Genomic DNA, 22,591 nt, shown 5'->3' with positions numbered 1-22,591 from the left:
CCGGCGATCCGCCGCTCAGCCCGCGGCGCGGGCCGAGGGCTTGAAGCTGATCCGGTCGGAGACGGTGAACCGCCCGCCGCCGGCCTTCTCGATCTTGCCCTCGCGCAGCAGCTGGCCGAAGCTGCGCAGCCGGTCCTCGCGGCTGGAGTCCTGCGCCTCGACCTGGCGCACCTTGGTCATCAGCTGCGGGCGCGAGAACTCGGCGCGGCCTTCGACGTAGGAGAGGTAGGCCGCGGCCGCCTCGAGCAGTTCGGGCAGGTCATGCGCCCCGACGCTGTCGGCGTAATCGGCGAAATCGCCCGTGGTGCCGGCGCTTTCCTGCACCTCGATGTCCGCCAGCGTCACGCGGCGCGGACGCAGCGGCGCCGCGGCGACCTCGGTCAGGATCTCGGGCGCGGTCTCGTCGACCCGCTGCGCGGCCACCAGTTTCAGCGGTGCCGGGCGCTGCGGCACGACCTCCTCGACCGGGCGCTCGGCGCGGGCCGGGGCGGCGGGGCGGCGCGGGCGCACCACGTCGGCCAGATCCTCGCGGTAGGGCTGGGTCTGCGCCTCGGCATCCTTCTTGCGGCCGAGCAGCCGGTCGGCGCGGGTCGCGGCGACGGCGGCGCGCAGATGCGCGATCGCGCTGCGGCGGCGGTTGCCCTCGGGCTCCTCGAGCTGGGTGTTGGTCTCGTCGAGGATGCGCGAGGTGTCATTGTCCTCGACGCTCTGCTCGGTGAGCATCACCCGGGCGGGGCTCGACATCTTCACCGCCTTGCGCACGTCCTGGTGGGCCATGCGGGCGATCGCATCCTCGAGGTCGTCCTCGTCCTCGTCGGCAGCCTCGGCCGCGGCGGGGGTCTCGTCGAAGGCCTCGGCGAAGGCGTCCGACTCGAGCTCGTCCTCGTCGTCGAACTCGTCGAACTCGTCCTCGTCGAACTCCTCGTCACGGGCCTCGATGCGGGGCTGGACGCGGGTCGCGGCCAGTTCCTCCGGCGCCTCGTCGTCGTCGAGATCCTCGGAGTCCCAGGCGGTATCGTCCCAGTCCTCGTCCTCTTCCCCGTCATCCTCGGCGTCGTCCCAGTCCTCGTCGTCCCAGTCCTCGTCCGAGGCGGTATCGGCCTCGAGATCGGCGAGCACGGCGGCGGCCTCGACGGGAAGCTCCACCCCGGCACCGGACTCGAGCGTCTCGAGATCCGCGACCTCGTCCCAGTCCTTCTCGATGCCGGCGGCCAGTTCGGCCTTCACCGCCTCGAGTTCGCGGGCAAGCTCGGCCTCGTCCTCGGCGGAAAGGCTGCTCGAGGGTTTCGGCTCCTGCATCTGCTCGAGCTGGCCGGTGGCGACGGCGGCCTCGAAGGCGGCGCGGGTCACCTTGACGACGCGCACCCGGCGCGGCGTGCGCAGCTGCTCGGCGGGCGTCTCGGGCGCGGCGGCAAGATCGGGCGTCAGCGCCAGCGGCGCGACGGGCGCGGCGACTTCCGGCTCCCCGGCGGCGAGCAGCGTCGCGGCGAGATCGTCCTCCTCCGCGTCCTCGACGGCGTCCTGCGCCGCGGTGTCGGAGGCCAGCGTGCCCAGCATCGCCGAGACGGCGGCAATGGTGTCCGTACCCTCGGCAAGCGCCGCGTCCTGGTCCTCGTCGGGCATCAGCGCGGAGGGCTGGGCCGGGGCGGCACCGCCCGAGACGACCGCCCGGATCCGGCGCAGCTTGGCGGCGACGCTGTCATCGGAAAGATCCGCCCCACCGGCCGGCGCCGCGGCGGCGGCGGGCATCTCGTAGGCGGTTTCCTCGTAATCGTAATCCTCCGCGGCCCCCTGCCCCGCCTCGGCGGCGAAGAAGGCGGCCTCGGCGGCAAGGCTGTCGAGACGCGGCTGCACCGGCGCCAGCTCGGCCTCGGCTCGGACCTGCGCGGCCTGCGCCGCGGCGCGGGCCTCCTCGGCCTCGGCTTCCGCCTCGGCGGCGGCGCGGGCGGCGGTGGCGGCCAGCGCCTCCTCCATGCCGCGATCGGCGTCGGGGCCGACGACCTCGGCGGCGGGACGGGTCAGGGGAGCCGTCAGCGGCGCAGTCAGGGGCGCCGTCATCGGCGTTGCGACATCCGCGAGCGGACCGCGCAGCACCAGCCGGCCTCCCTGCACCTCGGCATCGAGCTGCGCCTTCAGCAGCTGCGCGGCAAGCTCGGGATCGAACTGCGGCGGCTCGGCGCCGAAGAAGCGGTCCTCGCGCACCACGCCCCGGAAGAAATGCGTGGTGTCCTTGACCACGCCCAGGGGATCATCGAAGCCTTCTGCCGTGCACGAGAAGGTGCCGTAGGACACCGTCAGAATCTTGCTCGAACTCACCATGTTCCGCTCACTTTTCACACGCTCTGCAACAGACTGTTTACCATCCACTAGGAGACCAAAGCTGACCGAATCTGAGGTTTTCACAGTATCATTTCATGACCAGATTGTGGTCGTTTTCGCGGAAGGCCACTAAAAAGCCATGAACTCCGGACTGATCCGATCACAATCCCCGGTGCTGCTGGTGGGCGGCGGCGACTGCCCCGCCGAACTGCTCGAGCCGCTGCTTGCCCGCAGCGCGATCCGCGTCGCGGCCGACGGCGGCGCGGCGGCGCTGCTCGGCGCGGGGGTGACCCCCGACGCGGTCATCGGCGATCTCGACTCGCTCTCCGCCGCGGACCGCGCCCGCATTCCCGCGGACCGCGTCCACCGCATCGCCGAGCAGGACAGCACCGATTTCGACAAGTGCCTGCGCAACATCGACGCGCCGCTGGTGCTGGCGGCGGGGTTTCTCGGCGCGCGGCTCGATCACCAGCTGGCGGCGATGACCGTGCTCGCGCGGCGCCCGGACCGGCCCTGCCTGCTGGTCGGGCGCGAGGACGTGGTGGCGCTCTGCCCGCCCGATCTGACGCTCGAGCTGCCCGTCGGCAGCCGCTTCTCGCTCTTCCCGATGGGTCCGGTCGGCGGCACCAGCCGCGGGCTGCGCTGGCCGATCGACGGGCTGCGCTTCGCCCCCGACCGCGTCACCGGCACCTCGAACGAGACCGACGCGCCGCGCGTCGCGCTGAGCCTCGACGCACCGAAGATGCTGGTCATTCTGCCGGCGCAGGCGCTGGCTGCTCTGGAACGGGCGCTGCTGCACGCGCCTTCGCGATGGCCCGCTCCCGCATGAGGATGTAGAGCCCCGAGGCGACGGTGACGCAGATGCCCACCGTCGCCAGCCGGTTCGGCAGGTCGCCGAAGACCAGCAGGCCGAAGAGCGTGGCAAAGGGAATCTCGAGATACTGCATCGGCGCCAGCGTCGCGCCGGGGGCAAAGCGCAGCGACCATGTCATCAGCAGGTGTGCCAGCGTGCCCAGCAGGCCGATCGCGACGATCAGCCCCCAGACCCGGGCGTCGGGCAGGCTCCAGTCCAGCGCCGGGACCGCGCCGCCGGGCACCAGCAGAAGCACCGGCGCCATGATCGCCACGGCGATCACCCCCGACACCGCCTGCAGCGAGATCGCGTCGACCTCGCGCGCGATCTGCCGGGTAACCAGCATGAAGAGCGAGAAGTTCAGCGCCACGCCCAGCGGCAGCAGCGCCGGCCAGCCGACCTCGGCAAAGGCGGGCTGCACCACGAGCAGCGTGCCGATGAAGCCGACGCCGCAGGCCGCCAGCCGCCGCCAGCCGACCTCCTCGCCCAGCACGTAATGACCCAGCAGCAGCATGAAGAAGGGCATGACGAAGGCGATGGCCACCGCATCCGCCAGTTCCAGATGGCGCAGCGCCGCGAACATCATGCCGATGCCCAGCATGTGCATCAGCGTGCGCAGGACGGTCAGCCCGAGCACCCGCCGCCGCATCCGCCAGACCCGGTGCGTGGCGATCACCATCGGGATCAGCACCGCCGCCTGCAAGGCGAAGCGCAGCAGCAGCAGCTGGCCGATCGACACCTCGTTGCCGAGCAGCTTGGCGACCGCGTCCCCCATCGGGGCCACGACGCAGAAGCCGAACATCAGCAGGATACCGAGAAGGGGGCGATCACCAACCATGCGCCGGACGATAGCCGTGCCCCGAAATCATAACAATATTTTCCTTCCGTGCGGCATCTCGGCGCGGGGCAGCGCGTGCAGTGCCCCCCTCGCCTCGCCGTGATTGCCCTGCGATGAAGGCCGCTTGCGCGGCGCGGCGGCCACCCCGGGCGGGGTTTCGCGGCGCTTCCGGCGCGGCCCGGAGGCACCATCGCCGCGATGCCGCGCCCTTGTCGCCAAGTGCCGGGTTGCGTGTGCATCCGCCTTGGCCTACATAGCGCCCGTTCAACACAGCCGGAATGCCTGAGACGCCCCATGGAAAACGTGATCCTTATCGTGCACCTCCTCCTTGCGCTCGCGCTGATCGGCGTCGTGCTGCTCCAGCGCTCCGAGGGTGGCGGTCTGGGCATGGGTGGCGGCGGCGGGGCGATGAGCCGGCGCGCGGCAGCCACGGCTCTCGGCAAGATCACCTGGGTGCTCGCCGGCGCCTTCATCGTGACCTCGATCACCCTGACGGTGCTCGCGGCCAGCGATGCCAGCGGCGTCTCGGTCATGGATCGCCTCACCGGCTCGGCTCCGGCCACGGAAACCGACAGCTCGGCACCGGCACCGCTGAACACCGACGGGCTCCTGCCCCCGCCCGCGGGCGGAAATGACGCAGGCGCAGATGCGCCGATGGTTCCGAGCGCCGACTAAGAACTGCTCGACTAACAATAGCTTGAGGGTCGCCTGTCAGCCGCAACAGCATCTTGCGGTTGGCTAGACAGTGCGGCCCGAATCCTTTATACGTGGACTCCCGTGATGCTGCGGTCTTCGGGCCGTGGGTGTCCTCCATTTTGACGCAAATCACGGGGTCGCGCTGCCCATGGCACGTTTCATCTTCATCACCGGCGGTGTCGTTTCTTCACTCGGCAAGGGTCTTGCTTCGGCGGCTCTCGGGTCGCTGCTTCAGGCGCGGGGCTTCTCGGTCCGTCTGCGCAAGCTCGATCCGTACCTGAACGTCGATCCGGGCACCATGAGCCCCTTCGAGCATGGCGAGGTCTTCGTCACCGATGACGGGGCCGAGACCGACCTCGACCTCGGCCACTACGAGCGCTTCACCGGCGTTCCGGCCCGCAAGACCGATTCCATCTCCTCGGGCCGCATCTACACCAACGTGCTCGAGAAGGAGCGCCGCGGCGACTACCTCGGCAAGACCATCCAGGTCATTCCCCACGTCACCAACGAGATCAAGGACTTCATCTCGATCGGCGAGGACGAGGTGGACTTCATGCTCTGCGAGATCGGCGGCACGGTCGGCGACATCGAGGGCCTGCCCTTCTTCGAAGCCATCCGCCAGTTCAGCCAGGACAAGCCGCGCGGCCAGTGCGTCTTCATGCACCTGACGCTGCTGCCCTACATCAAGGCGAGCGGAGAGCTGAAGACCAAGCCGACGCAGCACTCCGTCAAGGAGCTGCGCTCGATCGGTCTCGCCCCCGACATCCTCGTCTGCCGCTCCGAGGGCCCGATCCCGCAGAAGGAACGCGAGAAGCTCGCGCTCTTCTGCAACGTGCGCCCCGACAGCGTGATCGCCGCGCAGGACCTGCCGTCGATCTACGACGCGCCGCTGGCCTACCACCGCGAGGGTCTCGACCAGGCCGTGCTCGACGCCTTCGGCATCACCCCGGCACCGCGCCCCAACCTCGAGAAGTGGGAAGACGTATCGGAACGCATCCACAACCCCGAGGGCGAGGTCAACGTCGCCATCGTCGGCAAGTACACCCAGCTCGAGGACGCCTATAAGTCGATCGCCGAGGCGCTGACCCATGGCGGCATGGCGAACCGGGTGAAGGTCAACGTCTCCTGGGTCGATGCCGAGCTCTTCGAGCGCGAGGACCCGGCCCCCTACCTCGAGGGCTACGACGCGATCCTCGTGCCCGGCGGCTTCGGCGAGCGCGGCACCGAAGGCAAGATCAAGGCCGCCCAGTTCGCGCGCGAGCACAAGGTGCCCTACCTCGGCATCTGCCTCGGCATGCAGATGGCGGTCATCGAGGCGGCGCGCAACGTCGCGGGCGTGGCCAAGGCCGGCTCCGAGGAATTCGACCACGAGAAGGGCGAGAAGCGCTTCGAGCCGGTCGTCTACCACCTCAAGGAATGGGTGCAGGGCAACCAGAAGGTCAACCGCTCGGTGGCCGACGACAAGGGTGGCACCATGCGCCTCGGCGCCTATGACGCGGTGCTGGCCGAGGGCTCGAAAGTGGCGCAGGTCTACGGCACCACCACCATCGACGAGCGTCACCGCCACCGCTACGAGGTCGACATCAAGTACCGCAAGGCGCTCGAGGCCGGCGGGCTCTGCTTCTCGGGCATGTCGCCCGACGGCAAGCTGCCCGAGATCGTCGAATGGCCCGACCATCCGTGGTTCATCGGCGTGCAGTTCCACCCGGAACTGAAGTCGAAGCCCTTCGATCCGCATCCCCTCTTCAAGGACTTCGTCCGCGCCGCGAAAGAGGTCTCGCGCCTGGTCTGATCCGGCGCAGCGCTGAAATTGTGAACGCCCCCGCGGAGACCCGCGGGGGCGTTTTCACATGCGGTGACGCCCCCGCGGCTTCACCTCTCGGCGGGGGTGTGCCATCCGGTCAGCGCCGGCAGGCTGCGCATGATCCGGCATTCCAGCGCGAAGACCAGCTTGCGCAGCTGCAGCGCCGGGCGCTCGATGCCGACCCACGAGACATGCGCGACCAGCATCGTCAGAGGCAGCGACAGCAGCGTGATCCAGTACCATTCGCGCAGCCCCGGCAGCAGGTAGGCGATCAGCTGCTGGATGATGAAGTGATAAAGGAAGATGCCGTAGCTGAGGTCGGCCTGCTTCAGCAGCCGCACCCGCGGCAGGTTCATCACCCCAAGCGCCACGGTGACATAGGAGACCGCGGCGATCCCGACGTATTGCCCCAGCCCGCTCAGGCTGAAGGCAAGCACCGACACCAGTGCCGCGACACCCACGAGACCGGCGCGGACAGGGATCCGGTCGCGATAGGCGTGCAGGCAGACGCCGCAGATAAAGGCCAGCACCAGCGCCCGCCCGGTCACCGGCCCGACCCAGGGGTCGAAATGCCAGCCGGTCTTCATCCCCATCCTGAGGATCGACAGCGCGAAGAAGGCCAGCAGCCCCAGCAGCAGCACGCGGCGGTCGCGCCGCGCCCCGACCAGCGCCAGGATCCCCAGCCCGATGTAGCAGACCAGTTCGAAGGGCACGGTCCAGAGCTGCCCGTTGGCCATGCCCGGCGTCGGATTGCCCTCGAAGGCTCCCGGCAGGTAGAGCGACGCGTCGGTCACGTGGCCGGTGACGTTGAGCAGGTAGCGGAAGAATCCCTCGCTGGTGAAATACTCGGCCCAGGGCAAGCTGGTGACCATCGGCCCGATCAGCATGGCCGAGATCGTCACCTCGACCGCCAGCGCCGGGTAGATGCGCAGGAAGCGCAGCCCCATGAAGCTCAGCAGCGTGCGGCAGCGGTAGAGGCTGCCCGCCACGAGAAAGCCCGACAGGGCAAAGAACATCGGCAGCACGGTCATCGCGAGACCGTCGAGGGGGAAATGCCCCCAGACCGCGTTCATGTAAATCTTGTGTCCATAGGCGATCTGCACGCTGTGAATCACCAGAACCAGCACGGAGAGGATGAGGCGCATGTAGTCGAAACCGCTCGGGCGGCTGTCGGCGGCCTCCAGGTGGTCGTTCAGGGTCACGGTGTCGCTCCTTTGCGCACGACCTGACCGGAATCTCGGAGATGACCAACGAAAACCATGGCTGGGAGTGCGCGAAAAAGGTGGAATATCACTTCTCACAATGGGGCGATGCTCGCGCAGCATCCCGCGCACGGCAAGCGGGAACTGCCCCGAGGGCCACAACTGTCGGGATTCCGCCTGCCGGGCGGTCAGCCAGGCGGCTCCTGCCCGATTTCTGTGCCGCGGCGCCCCGCTCGACTTCGCGCCGCCTTGGCGCTATCTGCGGCGGGATGCGCATGGGATGTGCATGGCCGGTGCATGACCCGTGCCTCCTGCCCATCTCCCGAAACCGCCCAGCTGCCGAGGCCCGCAATGCTTTCCTACCAACACGCCTTCCACGCCGGGAATCTCGCCGACCTGCAGAAGCACGCGCTGCTGGCCGAGCTGCTCGAGTACCTCACCAGGAAGGACAAGCCGCTCACCTACATCGAGACCCATGCCGGCCGCGGCCTCTACGACCTGACCTCGGCCGAGGCGGTCAAGACCGGCGAGGCGGCGCAGGGGATCGAGGCGCACCAGGGCATCTTCCGCGCCGATCACCCCTACCTCCGGGCACTCGCCGAGGTGCGCGCCGAGCACGGGCCGAACGCCTATCCCGGCTCGCCGCTGATCGCCGCCAAGCTGCTGCGCCCGCAGGATAAAATCCACCTCGCCGAGCTTCACCCGCAGGAGCACCAGGCGCTCGTCCGGGCGCTGCGCGGGCCGAATATCGCGGTCCACCGGCAGAACGGCTTCGACCTCGCGCAGAGCCTCTGCCCGCCCGAGCCGCGCCGCGGCGTGTTGCTCGTCGACCCGCCCTACGAGCTCAAGCAGGACTATGTCGAGCTGCCGAAGTTCTTCCGCCAGGTCGCCAAGAAATGGAACGTCGGCGTGCTGGCGCTCTGGTACCCGATCCTGTCCAACGCCGCCCACGTGCCCATGCTCGCCGCCCTCTCCGAGGATTTCCCCGAGGCGCTCTGCCACGAGATCCGCTTCCCCCCCGTGCGCGAGGGGCACCGGATGATCGGCTCGGGCATGTTCATCGTGAACCCGCCCTGGGGCCTCGCCGAGGCCGCCGCGGCGCTGACCGATCGGCTGCGCAATGCCGGTGCCGCGCGCTGAGCGCGCAAGCCCATTGCCGAAGCCCGCAAGCTGACGCAGAGTAAGCCCGTTGACACTGGGAAACGGGACCACGATGGCACGGCACACCCCGAAGCGCGCCGGTTCGAGCCGGCATCGCCGCGCGTGGCGCGCGGGCTGAGATTCTGGATGGCGGCACCGGAGGCCACGCCTCTGGAGCCCGGCGACGTGCCGCTCGCTCTCGGCGCGCTGCTTCTGCGCGCCGCCGCGGAGGCGCAGGAGCATTCGCCGCTGATCGGCGTGGCGCTGGTCGACGCGGTGCTGGCGCGGCGCCACGAGCTGACCCGCCGCGAGGCCGCCGAGATGCGCCTTGCCTGCCAGGCGGTCGCCGCCGCCGCCCCCGACACCGCCTGTTTCGCCGCCATGCTCGCCCGCGCCGTGACCTACCGCGACCGGCTGGCGCTGGCCCATTGCCTCTGCGAGGTCATGGCCGCGACCGACACCGCCCCGAACGCGCTGCAGACCGCGCTCTGGCTGTCCGAGCACCTGCTCTTCGTCGCGCCGCGCGACCTGACGGCGAGCCGGGCGGGTTAGCGCGCCGGCAAGGGCTCCGCGCGCAAGCGGTCTCTGCCCGGAGAATTGAACCCGAGGGACGGCGCGGGCCGTTGGCGCGGCGGCAAGACCCGGCTATATCTTGCGCATGTTCGCGGATTTCCTGAAACGGCTGGTCACTCCCGGCCTTGAGCCCCTGCCCGACGCCGATGCGCGGCTGGCGCTCTGTGCGCTGCTCGTGCGCGTCGCACGGGCCGATGAAACCTACGACCAGTCCGAGCAGGACCGGATCGACCGCATCGCCGCGGCGCGCTACGCGCTCTCGCCCTTCGAGGCGGCACGGCTGCGGCGCGAGGCCGAGGCGCTCGAGGCCGAGGCGCCCGACACGGTGCGCTTCACCCGGGCGATCAAGGAGGCCGTCGCCTACGAGGAGCGCATCGCGGTGATCGAGGCGCTGTGGCAGGTGGCGCTGGCCGACGGGACCCGCGACGACGAGGAGGACGCGGTGCTGCGGCTGGTCGCGAACCTGCTCGGCATCAACGACAGGGATTCGGCGCTGGCGCGGCAACGGGTCGAGGCGGCGGGCTGAGACGCCCCCCGGGCGGCTGAATTCCGGGCATATGCCCGTTTACCCCGCGCAAACCCGGATATGAGGGCCTTTTTGCACATGGACAATCGGCCCTATTTTCGCCCATTCTCGCCGCCAATATCAGCAACTGCCCAAGAAGGTATGGCTTGACCGATACAGCCCCAGCCCAAGCTCCAGTCATCGAGATCCGCGATCTGCACAAGGCCTATGGCGAGCTCGAAGTGCTCAAGGGGGTCAGCATCACCGCCCGGCGCGGCGATGTGGTCTCGCTGATCGGCTCGTCGGGCTCCGGCAAGTCGACGCTGTTGCGGTGCTGCAACCTGCTCGAGGACAGCCAGCAGGGCGACATCCTGTTCAAGGGCGAGCCCGTGCGCTGGCACGGCACCGGCCACCACCGCCGGCCGGCCGATCCCAAGCAGGTGCTGCGCATGCGCACCAACCTGTCGATGGTGTTCCAGCAGTTCAACCTCTGGGCCCACATGACCATCCTGCAGAACGTCATGGAAGCGCCGCTCACCGTGCTCGGCCGCCCGCGCGACGAGGTCGAGGCCGCCGCAAGGCGCTATCTCGACAAGGTCGGCATCGGCGACAAGGCCGACGCGTGGCCGGCGCAGCTTTCGGGCGGCCAGCAGCAGCGCGCGGCGATCGCGCGCGGGCTCTGCATGGAACCCGAGGCGCTGCTCTTCGACGAGCCGACCTCGGCGCTCGACCCCGAGCTCGAGCAGGAGGTGGTGCGGGTGATCAAGGACCTCGCCGCCGAGGGGCGCACCATGATCATCGTCACCCATGACATGAAGATGGCCCATGACGTGAGCGATCACGTGGTGTTCCTGCACAAGGGCCTGATCGAGGAACAAGGCGCACCGGCCGAGCTGTTCGGCGCGCCCAAGTCGGAACGGCTGCAGGGCTTCCTGCGGTCGACCAGCCACGTCTGACGGGTGGCAAGAGACCACCCCGGACATCTACCTAACCAGGGAGCAAGACCAATGAAATCCATCCTTCTCGGCACCGCCGCGCTGGCCCTGACCGCCTCGATGGCGCTGGCCCAGGACGTCGTGCGCATGGGCACCGAGGGCGCCTACCCTCCGTACAACTTCATCAACGACAAGGGTGAAGTGGACGGGTTCGAGCGCGAGCTGGGTGACGAGCTGTGCAAGCGCGCCGAACTCAACTGCGAGTGGGTGACCAACGACTGGGATTCGATCATCCCCAACCTCGTTTCGGGCAACTACGACACCATCATGGCCGGCATGTCGATCACGCCCGAACGTGAGGCGGTGATCGGCTTCACCCAGAACTACACCCAGCCCGATCCCTCGGCCTACCTCGTGCTCACGGGCAACGAGGACATCGACCTTGCAGGTTCGGTGATCGCCGCGCAGACCGGCACCATCCAGGCCGCCTTCGTCGCCGAGATGGGCGCCACGCTGGTCGAATACGCGACCCCGGACGAGACCGTCGCCGCCGTGCGCAACGGCGAGGCCGACGCGGTGCTCGCCGACAAGAGCTACCTCGCGCCCGTCGCCGACGAGAGCGAGGACGTCGCGCTGCTGCCGCAGGACGAGATGATCGGTGGCGGCGTCGGCATGGGCCTGCGCCAGAGCGACAGCGAGCTGAAGGGCAAGTTCGACGCGGCCATCCAGTCGATGAAGGACGACGGCTCGCTGAACGCGCTGCTGGAAAAATGGGAAATCGGCGCTCCCTTCTGAGCGCTCCAACGGGAGGGGGCCCGCGCGGCCCCCTCGACGGCTGACAAGACATGTTCTCCTGGTGTACCGACCCCAACGCGATCGACGGCCTGGCATGGCTGAGCTGCTACCTGACCACGGGCAAGCACCTGTCGATCTATCTGTCGGTGGGCACCGTGCTGCTGCTGCTGGCGATCACCGCGCCCGTCGCCCTCGCCTTCGGCTTCGGCGGCGCCATGGCCGCGCGCTCGCATTTCCCGCCGCTGTCGTGGCTCGGCAAGGCCTATATCGCCATCGTGCGCGGCGTGCCCGACATCGCCTTCTTCCTCTTCTTCGTGATCGCCCTCGACCAGTTCTTCGAGTGGATGCGTCACAAGGTGAAATGCCCCGACTGGGACCAGCCGATCCGCCAGGGCAATGATTTCGTGGTCTGCCCGCAGGCCAAGCTGCCGCTCTCGAACGCCGCCCAGTGGGTGCACGAGACCTACGGCTTCTCGCTCGCGGTGCTGACCTTCTCCATCGTCTTCGGCGCCTTCGCCGCGAACGTGCTCTACGGTGCCATGCGCGCCGTGCCGCATGCGCAGCTCGAGACCGCCGAGGCCTATGGCATGTCCCGCCGCCAGACCTTCTGGCGCATCCTCGTGCCGCAGATGTGGGTCTATGCCCTGCCGGGCCTGTCGAACCTGTGGATGGTGCTGATCAAGGCCACTCCGCTGCTGTTCCTGCTCGGCGTCGAGGACATCGTCTACTGGGCGCGCGAGCTCGGCGGATCGAAGACCACCAAGTTCACCGACTACCCCCACCCCGACTGGCGCGTGTGGTACTTCCTGGCGCTGCTGGTCTTCTACCTGCTGTTCACCCGCGTCTCCGAGATCGTGCTCGACCGGATCATGAAGCGGCTCACCCACGGCCAGGCGACCATGGGCGGCGAAGCGCAGAGGAAGGCCACATGAGCTGCTGGGAAACCATCGCGGACTACGGGCTGCGCTCGATCGGCATCGGCGAGCGGCTGCTGCCGCGCGACAACTTCACCCTGTGCCAGCAGTTCACGCTGATCGGCTCGGGGATGCTGTGGAACATCTACTTCGGCGTGGTCGCGCTGGTCACGGGCTTCTTCCTCGCCACCGCGCTGGCACTCGGCAAGGCGTCGCGGATCACGCCGGTCCGCAAGCTGGCGGAATGGGTGATCTTCGTGTTCCGCGGCTCGCCGCTGTTCATCCAGTTCTTCTTCGCCTACTTCCTCTTCCTCAGCCTCAAGGGCGTCTCGCCCGCCTTCGATCCGTTCACCTCGGCCTGGCTCGGGGCGGCGCTGGTGCTGTTCCTGAACACCGCCGCCTATACCGGCGAGATCTTCTACGGCGCGCTGCTTTCGGTGCCGAAGGGCGATGTCGAGGCGGCGGATGCCTACGGCTTCTCGGGTTGGCCGCGCTTCCGGCGGATCGTCTGGCCGACCATGCTGCGGCTCGCGTGGCCCGCCTACACCAACGAGGCGATCTTCCTCTTCCACGCCACCACGCTGGTGTTCTTCTCGGGCTTCCCGGCCTGGCAGCAGCGGGGCGACGCGCTCTATTACGCGAACTACTTCGCCGACAAGACCTTCAACCCGTTCATCCCCTACCCGATCCTCGCGGGCTATTTCATCCTGCTGACGCTGACGGTCGTGGGGCTCTTCGGGCTGATCAACAAGCGGCTGAACCGGCACCTGCCGAAGGAGCGCCGCAAGAAAATCCGGATGCGCCCGCGCCTGCTGATGCGCTGAGGCCGCCCCTTCAAAAGCCCCCAAAGCCGGACGCCCCGCGCGCCCGGCTTTTTTCATGCCTGCCGCGCAGCGGCGCGGCTCCCGGCCCCCCGCCGCGCGCCGCCTCCCCTTTCATCTTTCCAAAAATACTCCCTTTCCCGCCGCAAGCCCCCGCTTGCCAGCTTCGATCCGACTCGCTACGCTAAATTTGATCAAATTCTTGGACAGAAAATGACAGACCCGAAAACCTGGCTCCGCAAGAACCCCCAGGTCCGCACCATCCGCGTGGCCGCATGCGACCTCAACGGACAGCCTCGCGGCAAGCGCGTCCCCTCCCGCTTCGCACACAAGGTCGTCGAGGACGGCACGCGCTTCCCCTTCTCCGCGCTGAACCTCGACATCTGGGGCGAGGACATCGACGACAGCCCGCTGGTGTTCGAATCCGGTGACCGCGACGGGGTGCTCAAGCCCACCGAGCGCGGCTTCGTGCCGATGCCCTGGCTCGAGGCGCCGACCGCGCTCCTGCCGATCTGGATGTACCACGAGGGCGGCAAGCCCTACGAGGGCGACCCCCGCCACGCGCTGGCGCAGGTGGTCAACCGCTACAAGCGCCACGGGCTGACCCCGGTGGTCGCGCTCGAGATGGAATTCTTCCTGATCGACGACAGCACCCGCACGCTGCAGGTGCCGGTCTCGCCCCGCTCGGGCAAGCGCCGCAAGGCCGCCGAGGTGCTCTCGATCCGCGCGCTCGATGCCTTCGACACCTTCTTCACCGATCTCTACGACGCCTGCGAGGACATGGACATCCCCGCCGACACCGCCATTTCCGAGGCGGGGCTCGGGCAGTTCGAGATCAACATGATGCACCAGGACGACGCGCTGCGCGCGGCGGACGATGCCTGGCTCTTCAAGATGCTGCTCAAGGGGATGGCGCGCCGCCACGGCTTCGCCGCCTCCTTCATGGCCAAGCCCTACGAGGACTACGCGGGCTCGGGGATGCACATGCATTTCTCGGTGCTCGACGAGGACGGCAACAACATCTTCGACGACGGCGGCCCCAAGGGCACCGACGTGCTGCACCACGCCATCGGCGGCTGCGTCGCCGCGATGCACGACAGCACGCTGATCTTTGCCCCGCACCTCAACTCCTACGATCGCCTGATCCCCGGCAACCACGCGCCGGTCGGCATCTCCTGGGCCTACGAGAACCGCACCGCGGCGATCCGCGTGCCCTCGGGCAGCCCGGCGGCGCGGCGCATCGAGCACCGCGTGGCGGGCGGCGACGTGAACCCCTACCTGCTGATCGCCACCATCCTCGGCGCCGCGCTCAACGGCATCGAGGACGAGATCGAGCCCCCCGCCCCGATCACCGGCAACGCCTATGCGCAGGACCTGCCGATGGTCCCGACCGACTGGGAATCGGCGATGGACGCCTTCGAGACCAGCGAGATCATGCCCCGCATCCTGCCGCAGGAGCTGATCCACAACCTGCTGCTGACCAAGCGTCAGGAGCAGCTCTACATGACCGAGCTCTCGCCGCTCGAGCAGGTGGAGATCTATCTCGACACGGTCTGACAGGTGCCTTGCCGCGACCTTGCGGCAGGTCTACCTTCGAGCCAGCGAAACCAACGTGTGATCCATGAAAATCGGCATACTGCAGACCGGACTCGTCCCCGCGGAACTCGCGGCCGAGACCGGTGAATACCCCGACTTCTTTGCCCGGCTGCTCGGCGGCTACGGCTTCGACTTCCAGAGCTGGGCGGTGGTGAACGGCGAGTTCCCGGAAGGCCCCGAGTCGGCGGATGGCTGGCTCATCACCGGATCGCGCCACGGCGCCTACGAGGACCACCCCTGGATCCCGCCGCTCGAGCAGCTGATCCGTGACATCTACGCGCAGGGCCGCCCGCTGATCGGCGTGTGCTTCGGCCACCAGATCATCGCGCAGGCGCTCGGCGGCAAGGTCGAGAAATTCCCCGGCGGCTGGGTCGTCGGGCCGACAACCTACCGCTTCCGCGACGGGCAGGAGAAGGTGATCAACGCCTGGCACCAGGACCAGGTCACCGAGCTGCCCGAGGGCGCCGAGGTCGTCGCCAGCTCCGACATCTGCGACTACGCCGCGCTGCTCTACCCGGGCCGCGCCTATACCGTGCAGCCGCACCCCGAATTCAACGACGACTTCACCCGCGCCCTGATCGAGACCCGCGGCCCCGGCGTGGTGCCGCAGGAGCGGCTCGACGCCGCGGGCAAGGCCCTCGGCATCCCGCTCGACCAGCGCGCCATCGCCGACCAGTTCGCACATTTCTTCAAGCAAAAGGCTCTCGCATGACCGAAGACTGGACCAACCAGCTTCCCCTCCCCGCCACCGCTTACCTGGAGGGGCGACGGCTTGACGAGGTCGAATGCGTGATTGCCGACTTGCCCGGGATCGCCCGCGGCAAGGCGGTTCCGGCGTCGAAATTCGCGCGCCAGGACTATTTCCACCTGCCCGAGTCGATCTTCTACCAGACCATCACCGGCGACTGGGGCGATGCCGCGGACGAGACCGTCGGCTTCATCGAGCGCGACATGATCCTGCGCCCGGACATGAGCACCGCCACCGCCGCGCCCTGGACCGCGGACTGGACGCTGCAGGTCATCCACGACGCCTATGACCGCAAGGGCAAGCCGATCCCCAACGCGCCGCGCAACGTGCTGAAGCGCGTGGTAAAGCTCTACGAGGAGCAGGGCTGGAGCCCGGTCGTCGCGCCCGAGATGGAATTCTTCCTGGTGGCCCGCAACCTCGATCCCGCCAAGGAGATCGAGCCGATGATGGGCCGCTCGGGCCGCCCCGCCGCCGCCCGCCAGGCCTATTCGATGACCGCGGTCGACGAGTTCGGCCCGGTGATCGACGACATCTACGACTTCGCCGAGGCGCAGGGTTTCGAGATCGACGGCATCACCCAGGAAGGCGGCGCCGGCCAGCTCGAGATCAACCTGCGCCATGGCGATCCGGTGAAGCTGGCGGACGAGATCTTCTACTTCAAGCGGCTGATCCGCGAGGCGGCGCTGCGCCACAACTGCTTTGCCACCTTCATGGCCAAGCCGATCGCCGACGAGCCGGGCTCGGCCATGCACATCCACCACTCGGTGATGGACCGCGAGACCGGGCGCAACATCTTCTCCGGCCCGGCCGGGGGCGAGACCGACGCCTTCTTCCACTTCATCGGCGGGCTGCAAACCTACCTGCCCGCGGCGATCGCGGTGCTGGCGCCCTACGTCAACAGCTACCGCCGCTACGTGCGCGACAGCGCCGCGCCGATCAACCTCGAATGGGGCCGCGACAACCGCACCACCGGCATCCGCATCCCGATCTCGAGCCCCGAGGCGCGGCGGGTCGAGAACCGGCTCGCGGGGATGGACTGCAACCCCTACCTCGGCATCGCCGCCTCGCTGGCCTGCGGCTACCTCGGGCTGATGGAGGAGCGCCGCCCCTCCAAGCAGTTCCGCGGCGACGCCTACGAGGGCGAGGGCGACATCCCGCGCGTGCTCGGCCAGGCGCTCGACCTGTTCGACGAGGCGACCAAGCTGCACGAGGTGCTGGGACCGGAGTTTGCCCGCGTCTACTCGATCGTGAAGCGCACCGAGTACGAGGAATTCCTCGCGGTGATCTCGCCCTGGGAACGCGAGCACCTGCTGCTCAACGTCTGAGCGGGAAGCGCGGCGGGGCGGGACAGGCGAGGGGCGCTGCCCCTCGCGCTCCCCGGGATATTTGGACCATATGGAAGAGGGGACGAGGGCGAGATGGATCTGCTGTTCTCCAACGATCGGCGCGGCGAGTATCCGCAGAGCTGGTACGCGGCAAGCTCGGATCTGCTGTCGCCCTTCCCGAAGTTCGAAGGCCAGGCGCGGGCCGACGTCTGCATCATCGGCGGCGGCTACACCGGGCTCTCGGCGGCGCTGCACCTCGCCGAGGCGGGGCTGGACGTGGCGCTGCTCGAGGCGCACCGGGTCGGCTTCGGCGCCTCGGGGCGCAACGGCGGGCAGCTCGGTTCGGGGCAGCGGCAGGACCAGGTCAGCCTCGAGAAGATCGTCGGCGAACCCGCGGCGCGGGTGCTCTGGGATCTTGGCGAGGAGGCGAAGGATCTCTGCCGATCGCTGATCGCGAAGCACGGCATCGACTGCCACCTGCGCGACGGCGTGGCCTGGTGCGGCTCCTCGAAGGGCGAGGTCGAGCACCTGCACCACTACGCCGCGCACATGGGCGAGAAATACGGCTACGCGATCGAGGCGCTCGACCGCGACGCCTTCCGCGCGCTCTGCCCCTCGCCCGACTACCGCGGCGGGGTTCTGGACATGGGCGCCGCGCACCTGCACCCGCTGCGCTTCGCGCTCGGGCTGGCGAAGGCCGCCGCCGGGGCCGGGGCGCGGATCTACGAGACCAGCCACGTGGAGAGCGTCGAGCAGGGGCGCGAGGTGCTGGTCCACACCGGCAGCGGCACGTTGCGCGCGGGCCACGTGATCTTTGCCTGCAACGGCTATCTCGGCGGGCTCGAGCCCAGGGTGGCGGCGCGGGTCATGCCGATCAACAATTTCGTCGTCGCGACCGAACCGCTCGGCAGGCGCGCCCGCGAGGTGCTGACCCGCGACGTGGCGGTGGCGGATTCGAAATTCGTGGTGAACTACTTCCGGCTCAGCCATGACGGGCGGCTGCTCTTCGGCGGCGGCGAGAGCTACGGCTACCGCTTCCCCGCCGACATCAAGGCGCTGGTGCGCAAGCCGATGCTGGAGATCTTCCCCCACCTGGGCGACGTCAAGATCGACTACGCCTGGGGCGGCACGCTGGCGATCACCATGAAGCGCCTGCCGCTACTTGCCCGGCTCGCGCCCAACGTGCTGAGCGCCTCGGGCTATTCCGGCCACGGCGTCGGCACCGCCGTCCACGCGGGACGCCTGCTCGCCGAGGCGGTGCGCGGACAGTCCGCCGGGTTCGACGCCATGGCGGCCCTGCCGGTGCCGGGCTTCCCCGGCGGCGCGGCGCTGCGCTCGCCGCTGCTGGCGCTGGCGATGAGCTGGTACGCGCTGCGCGACCGCCTCGGGTTCTGAGAGAAAATCCGCTCAACGCCGCGAAATGCTTCCCCAGCGGAAGCATTTTCACTTGGGCGTCATGGACGCGGTGTTTAAGATTTTCAGAATAAACAATTTGGGTTTGGTTATATGAGCCGTCTTCCGAACATGCATGACGCGGAGCCCATCCCCGAGGAGGCCCGCGCCGAGATCGACCGGCTGCTGCTCTCCGGCGACCTCTTCCGCTACACCGCCCCCGAGGATGCCCCCGTCGCCCTGCTCGAGCGCGAGTTCGCCGCGATGATGGGAGCCAAGTACGCGCTGGCGGTGTCGAGCTGCTCGGCCGCGCTCTTCCTGTCGCTGAAGGCGCTGGACCTGCCGCGCGACGCGAAGGTGCTGATCCCGGGCTTCACCTTTGCCGCCGTGCCCTCGTCGGTGGTGCATGCCGACTGCGTGCCGGTGCTCTGCGAGGTGGGCGAGGACTACCGCATCGACCTGGCCGACTTCGCGGCCAAGCTGGGCGGCGTCGACGCGGTGCTGATCAGCCACATGCGCGGCCACACCTCGGACATGGACGCGATCCTGTCGCTCTGCGATGCGCGCGACCTGCCGGTGATCGAGGACGCGGCGCATTCGCTCGGCACGACCTGGGCCGGGCGCAACATCGGCACGATCGGCCGCGTCGGCTGCTTCAGCTTCCAGAGCTACAAGCTGGTCAACGCCGGCGAAGGCGGCATCCTGATCACCGACGACGCCGAACTTGTGGCCCGCGCGGTGATCCTCTCGGGCGCCTACGAGCACAACTGGAAGAAGCACATGGCGCCGGGCGACAATTCGTCCGAGCTCGAAGAGGCCTTCTCCCGCTGGCAGAACCGCCTGCCGCTCTACAACCTGCGCCTGTCGAACCTTTCCGCCGCCGTCATCCGCCCGCAGCTCGCGCATGTCGAACGCCGGGTGCGCGACGGGCGGCGCAACCATGACCACGTGGCGGCGATCCTGGACCGCTCGCCCTGGATCGAGGTGCCGCGCAAGCTCGGCCCCGAGGAGCGCGCGCCGGACTCGCTGCAGTTCAACCTGACCGGCATGGGCCCCGAGGAGATGCGCGCCTTCATCGCGGCGGCCGAGGCGAGCGGCGTCAAGGTGCAGCTCTTCGGGCTTTCGACCGACAACGCCCGCGCCTTCTGGAACTGGCAATTCCTCGAGGACCTGCCCGAGCTGCCGCGCACCCGCGCCATGCTCGAGCGCGCCTGCGACACCCGCCTGCCTGCGCGCCTCACGCTGGGCGAATGCGAGGCGGTGGCGGCGGTGCTGGTCGGCGCCGCCGAGGCCGTGATGGGCCCGCAGCGCGCTTATGGCACCTGAGGCTTTTCGGCGGGCGGACGTCGGCGCAACCGCGCCGTCAGCCGCCCGTCGGTCACCACCAGCCCCGCCGCGATGATCCCGAGGCCGAGGTAGACGCCCGGCGGCAGCTGCTCGCCGAGGAAGAGCCGGCCGAAGAGGATGGCGAAGGGCGGGATGAGCAGGGTCACCAGCATCAGGTTCGCCGCGCCCGCGCGGGTGAGGATCGCGAAGTAGAGGATGAAGGCCAGCGCCGTTGCCAGCAGCGACAGGCCGAGCAGCGCTCCCCAGACCCGGGCGGAATGGTGCAGCACCGGCAGACCCTCCTGCCAGAGCACCAGCGGCAGCATGATCGCGGCGCTGCCCGCCAGCATTCCGAAGGCGTTGAGCAGCGGCGGCTGCCCGGAAAGGCGCAGCTTGGCCCAGACCCCCGCGAGCGAGTAGCTCAGCGCCGCCAGCAGCACCGCCCCCTGCCCGAGGTTGCGCGGGTCGAGCGTGGTCAGCCGCTGCGGGCCGATCACCACCGCCACCCCGGCCAGCCCCAGCGCCGCGCCCGCGAGCTTGCTCCAGCTGAGCCGCTCGTCGCGCAGCAGCAGCCCCGCCACCACCGCGCCCAGCACCCCGGTCGAGGCGTTGAGGATCGCCGCGAGCCCGGCCTCGATATGGGTCTGGCCCCAGAAGATCAGCGTGAAGGGCAGCGCGTTGTTGAGCGCGCCCATGACGAGGTAGGCGCCCCAGAGCCGCGGCTGCATCGGCACCCGCAGCCCGCGCCAGCGCAGCACCAGCCAGAGCGCGGGCAGCGCCAGCACCACGCGGTGCAGGGTGACCTGCATCGGGCTGAGCTCGGTCAGGGCAATCTTGGCGAAGAGGAAGCTGCTGCCCCAGAGCGCTGCCAGCGAGAGCAGCAGGAGGGCGGCGAGCCGGTCGATGCGGGGGGAAGATGCGTGGTCCATGCACGCTCTTTGCCGCAAGCCGCGCTCCGGGGAAATCCGGATCCTGCGCATTGGCGCCACGGCAGGCGGAAGCAGTTCGGGCCCCGAAGGGCCCGCCGCGTCACTTGTCCATCTTCGAGAGCTTCTGCTGCAGCTCGGCCAGCTGCCGCTTGATCGCCGCGAGGTCCTCCCCGCCTTCGCTTGCCGCCTCGTCCTTCTCGGGCGCGGACCAGCTCTTGCCCATGTTGCCGGACATCGCCTTGAGGAAGGCCTCCTGCTGGGCCTGCATCGCCTCGAGCCCCGGGATCTTCGGCATCATCGGGTTCATCTGGCTCATGCCCTCGGCCCACTTGCTCTGGCTCTCGCGGAACATCTCGAAGCTCGCGGCAAGGAACTGCGGCACGGCCGAGGTGGCCTGCGTCGTGTAGCTGCGCACGAGGTCGGTCAGCACGTTGATCGGCAGCACGCTCTCGCCGCGGCTCTCATGCTCGGCGACGATCTGCAGCAGGTACTGGCGGGTCAGGTCGTCCCCCGACTTCAGATCCACGATCTGCACGTCGCGCCCGTCCCGGATGAAACCCGAGATATCCTCGAGCGTCACGTAGTCGCTGGTCTCGGTATTGTAGAGCCGCCGGCTTGCATAGCGCTTGATCAGCAGCGGTTTATCCTTGTCGGCCACGTTGGTGCCTCCCTCCACGCAGAGCTCGGGAAAAGCCTATGCGAGTGCAGAAAAAAAGAAAAGCATCCGTTTCACCGGCACTTGCCGACCGCGGGCCGGGGTTTTTCTGCGCCGCGGCCGGAAAAATGCTGCGCAGCATCACACCTGCGGCGCCGCTGCGAAGATCCGGTCGACGAACTCCTGCGTGCCGCGGCAGAACTCCAGCGGCAGCGGATAGTCCGCCCTGCCCTGCACCGCGGCGTTGAACGCCTCGACCTGCAGCACGTAGTGATTCTCTGCCGGCCAGCGCCAGATCCGGGTTTCCAGCCCCGGCCCGTGCAGGTGCAGCTCGGCCTGGCCGAAAACCTGCACGTTGAACGGCACCGGTAGGCGCATCACCGCCTTGGTGCCGTGCAGCACGATCTCCTGCCACGGAGCCGCCCGGGTCGAGACGCGGCCGGTGTAGAGAAAGCCCGGGAAACGCGCCATGACATGGGCCGTGGCGTCGACGCCGTTCCGCCAGTCGATCTCGGTGGCGAGGATCTCGCCCGGCTCCTGCCCGGTGATCAGCCGCACCGAACCGAAGGCATAGACCCCGACGTCGCGCAGCGCGCCGCCGCCGACATCGGCCTGGTTGCGGATGTTGGCCGGGTCGTCGTTGTAGAAGCTGTGGGTGGAATCCACGCGCACGAGATCGCCGATCTCGCCCGCCTGCAGCAGCTCGCGCGCCTTGGCGAACTGCGGGTGATGCGCCACCATCCAGGCCTCGGCCACCAGCTTGCCGGTGGCCTCGCGCACGGCGATCAGATCGTCGATCTCCTCGGCCTTCATCGCGATGGGCTTCTCGCAGAGCACGTGCTTGCCCGCCTCGGCGGTCTTGCGGCTCCACTCCGCGTGCATGGCGTTGGGCAGCGGGATGTAGACCGCGTCGATCCCGGGGTCGGCGAGCATCGCCTCGTAGCTTGCGTGCACCTTCAGCCCCGGCGCGAAGGCGGCAAAGGGCGCGGCCTTCTCCGGCTTCGAGGTGGCCACCGCCGCCAGCGCGCCGCCGCGCGCGGCGTGGATCGCCGGGCCCATGTGGTTCTTCGCGAAATTGGCGGCGCCGAGGATGCCCCATCTGACGTGGTCGGCCATGATCTTGTCCCTTGCTGTGTCGCGGCCGATGGTAGCGCCGACAGCGCCGCCCGCAAGCGAAACGCCCGCCGCAGGGCGACGGGCGTTTGCATGGGTCAAGCCGGGAAAG

At 68.8% G+C, this 22,591-nt stretch carries 21 protein-coding genes; 15 read left to right on the top strand and 6 right to left on the bottom strand.

Features of this window, described 5'->3' with window-relative positions; genetic code table 11:
• Positions 1-15 precede the first annotated feature (15 nt).
• A complete protein-coding gene (locus PVT71_RS08645; RefSeq protein WP_353471388.1) occupies positions 16-2,319 on the bottom strand; it encodes a hypothetical protein in 2,304 nt (767 codons plus the stop codon).
• Positions 2,320-2,458: 139 nt separating this feature from the next.
• Between PVT71_RS08645 and PVT71_RS08640 the strand changes: the two genes are divergently transcribed.
• A complete protein-coding gene (locus PVT71_RS08640) occupies positions 2,459-3,148 on the top strand; it encodes a thiamine diphosphokinase (RefSeq protein ID WP_353471387.1) in 690 nt (229 codons plus the stop codon).
• Here the strand turns inward: PVT71_RS08640 and PVT71_RS08635 are convergent.
• Complete coding sequence (locus PVT71_RS08635; protein ID WP_353471386.1) at positions 3,069-4,010, bottom strand: DMT family transporter; 942 nt, start codon at positions 4,008-4,010, stop codon at positions 3,069-3,071. The two genes, PVT71_RS08640 and PVT71_RS08635, sit on opposite strands and share 80 nt — an antisense overlap.
• Positions 4,011-4,304: 294 nt before the next feature.
• Between PVT71_RS08635 and secG the strand changes: the two genes are divergently transcribed.
• Together secG and PVT71_RS08625 are read left to right on the top strand one after the other, a co-directional pair.
• Entirely contained in the window at positions 4,305-4,685 is a 381-nt protein-coding gene (gene secG / locus PVT71_RS08630; protein WP_353471385.1) for a preprotein translocase subunit SecG, read from the top strand.
• Positions 4,686-4,854: 169 nt separating this feature from the next.
• Positions 4,855-6,498: a CTP synthase gene (locus PVT71_RS08625; RefSeq protein ID WP_353471384.1), complete on the top strand. Its 1,644-nt coding sequence runs from the start codon at positions 4,855-4,857 to the stop codon at positions 6,496-6,498.
• Between the two features lie 80 nt (positions 6,499-6,578).
• Here PVT71_RS08625 and PVT71_RS08620 read toward each other — a convergent pair whose 3' ends face one another.
• Positions 6,579-7,712: an acyltransferase gene (locus PVT71_RS08620; protein ID WP_353471383.1), complete on the bottom strand. Its 1,134-nt coding sequence runs from the start codon at positions 7,710-7,712 to the stop codon at positions 6,579-6,581.
• Positions 7,713-8,063: 351 nt separating this feature from the next.
• On the opposite strand from PVT71_RS08620, the gene rlmJ reads away from it, so the two are divergent.
• From rlmJ to PVT71_RS08560, 12 genes are all read left to right on the top strand, one after another.
• Positions 8,064-8,852, top strand: a complete 789-nt coding sequence (gene rlmJ, locus PVT71_RS08615; RefSeq protein ID WP_353471382.1) for a 23S rRNA (adenine(2030)-N(6))-methyltransferase RlmJ — start codon at positions 8,064-8,066, stop codon at positions 8,850-8,852.
• 147 nt (positions 8,853-8,999) lie between these two features.
• The gene (locus PVT71_RS08610; protein WP_353471381.1) at positions 9,000-9,404 is read left to right on the top strand and encodes a hypothetical protein; all 405 of its coding nucleotides are present in this window, start codon (positions 9,000-9,002) and stop codon (positions 9,402-9,404) included.
• Positions 9,405-9,510: 106 nt separating this feature from the next.
• Positions 9,511-9,951 (top strand): TerB family tellurite resistance protein, encoded by a 441-nt coding sequence (locus PVT71_RS08605; RefSeq protein WP_353471380.1) that lies wholly within the window; start codon positions 9,511-9,513, stop codon positions 9,949-9,951.
• Positions 9,952-10,097: 146 nt separating this feature from the next.
• A complete protein-coding gene (locus PVT71_RS08600) occupies positions 10,098-10,886 on the top strand; it encodes an ATP-binding cassette domain-containing protein (RefSeq protein WP_353471379.1) in 789 nt (262 codons plus the stop codon).
• 51 nt (positions 10,887-10,937) lie between these two features.
• On the top strand, positions 10,938-11,660 hold the full coding sequence (locus PVT71_RS08595) for a transporter substrate-binding domain-containing protein (RefSeq protein ID WP_353471378.1): 723 nt from the start codon (positions 10,938-10,940) through the stop codon (positions 11,658-11,660).
• A 50-nt stretch (positions 11,661-11,710) separates the two neighbouring features.
• Complete coding sequence (locus tag PVT71_RS08590; protein WP_353471377.1) at positions 11,711-12,592, top strand: ABC transporter permease subunit; 882 nt, start codon at positions 11,711-11,713, stop codon at positions 12,590-12,592.
• Positions 12,589-13,398, top strand: a complete 810-nt coding sequence (locus tag PVT71_RS08585) for an amino acid ABC transporter permease (RefSeq protein WP_353471376.1) — start codon at positions 12,589-12,591, stop codon at positions 13,396-13,398. The genes PVT71_RS08590 and PVT71_RS08585 overlap by 4 nt, the downstream gene beginning before the upstream one ends.
• 210 nt (positions 13,399-13,608) lie before the next feature.
• Complete coding sequence (locus tag PVT71_RS08580) at positions 13,609-14,952, top strand: glutamine synthetase family protein (protein ID WP_353471375.1); 1,344 nt, start codon at positions 13,609-13,611, stop codon at positions 14,950-14,952.
• A 64-nt stretch (positions 14,953-15,016) separates the two neighbouring features.
• Positions 15,017-15,703: a type 1 glutamine amidotransferase gene (locus PVT71_RS08575; protein ID WP_353471374.1), complete on the top strand. Its 687-nt coding sequence runs from the start codon at positions 15,017-15,019 to the stop codon at positions 15,701-15,703.
• Positions 15,700-17,064 (top strand): glutamine synthetase family protein, encoded by a 1,365-nt coding sequence (locus PVT71_RS08570; RefSeq protein WP_353471373.1) that lies wholly within the window; start codon positions 15,700-15,702, stop codon positions 17,062-17,064. The genes PVT71_RS08575 and PVT71_RS08570 overlap by 4 nt, the downstream gene beginning before the upstream one ends.
• A 93-nt stretch (positions 17,065-17,157) precedes the next feature.
• Entirely contained in the window at positions 17,158-18,459 is a 1,302-nt protein-coding gene (locus PVT71_RS08565; protein ID WP_353471372.1) for an FAD-binding oxidoreductase, read from the top strand.
• 111 nt (positions 18,460-18,570) lie between these two features.
• Entirely contained in the window at positions 18,571-19,782 is a 1,212-nt protein-coding gene (locus PVT71_RS08560; RefSeq protein ID WP_353471371.1) for an aminotransferase class I/II-fold pyridoxal phosphate-dependent enzyme, read from the top strand.
• On the opposite strand, the gene PVT71_RS08555 is transcribed toward PVT71_RS08560, so the two are convergent.
• The 3 genes from PVT71_RS08555 to PVT71_RS08545 form a co-directional block, all read right to left on the bottom strand.
• On the bottom strand, positions 19,770-20,711 hold the full coding sequence (locus tag PVT71_RS08555; protein WP_353471370.1) for a DMT family transporter: 942 nt from the start codon (positions 20,709-20,711) through the stop codon (positions 19,770-19,772). The genes PVT71_RS08560 and PVT71_RS08555 overlap by 13 nt on opposite strands.
• Positions 20,712-20,811: 100 nt before the next feature.
• Positions 20,812-21,369, bottom strand: a complete 558-nt coding sequence (gene phaR / locus PVT71_RS08550) for a polyhydroxyalkanoate synthesis repressor PhaR (protein ID WP_353471369.1) — start codon at positions 21,367-21,369, stop codon at positions 20,812-20,814.
• Between the two features lie 138 nt (positions 21,370-21,507).
• Positions 21,508-22,482, bottom strand: a complete 975-nt coding sequence (locus tag PVT71_RS08545) for a Gfo/Idh/MocA family oxidoreductase (protein ID WP_353471368.1) — start codon at positions 22,480-22,482, stop codon at positions 21,508-21,510.
• Between the last annotated feature and the right edge of the window lie 109 nt (positions 22,483-22,591).

The sequence above is a fragment of the Salipiger sp. H15 genome (genome assembly GCF_040409955.1).
Taxonomy (GTDB): Bacteria; Pseudomonadota; Alphaproteobacteria; order Rhodobacterales; family Rhodobacteraceae; genus Salipiger.
Note: the sequence above shows the minus strand (reverse complement) of the source record. Positions and strands in the feature narration are given on the sequence as shown.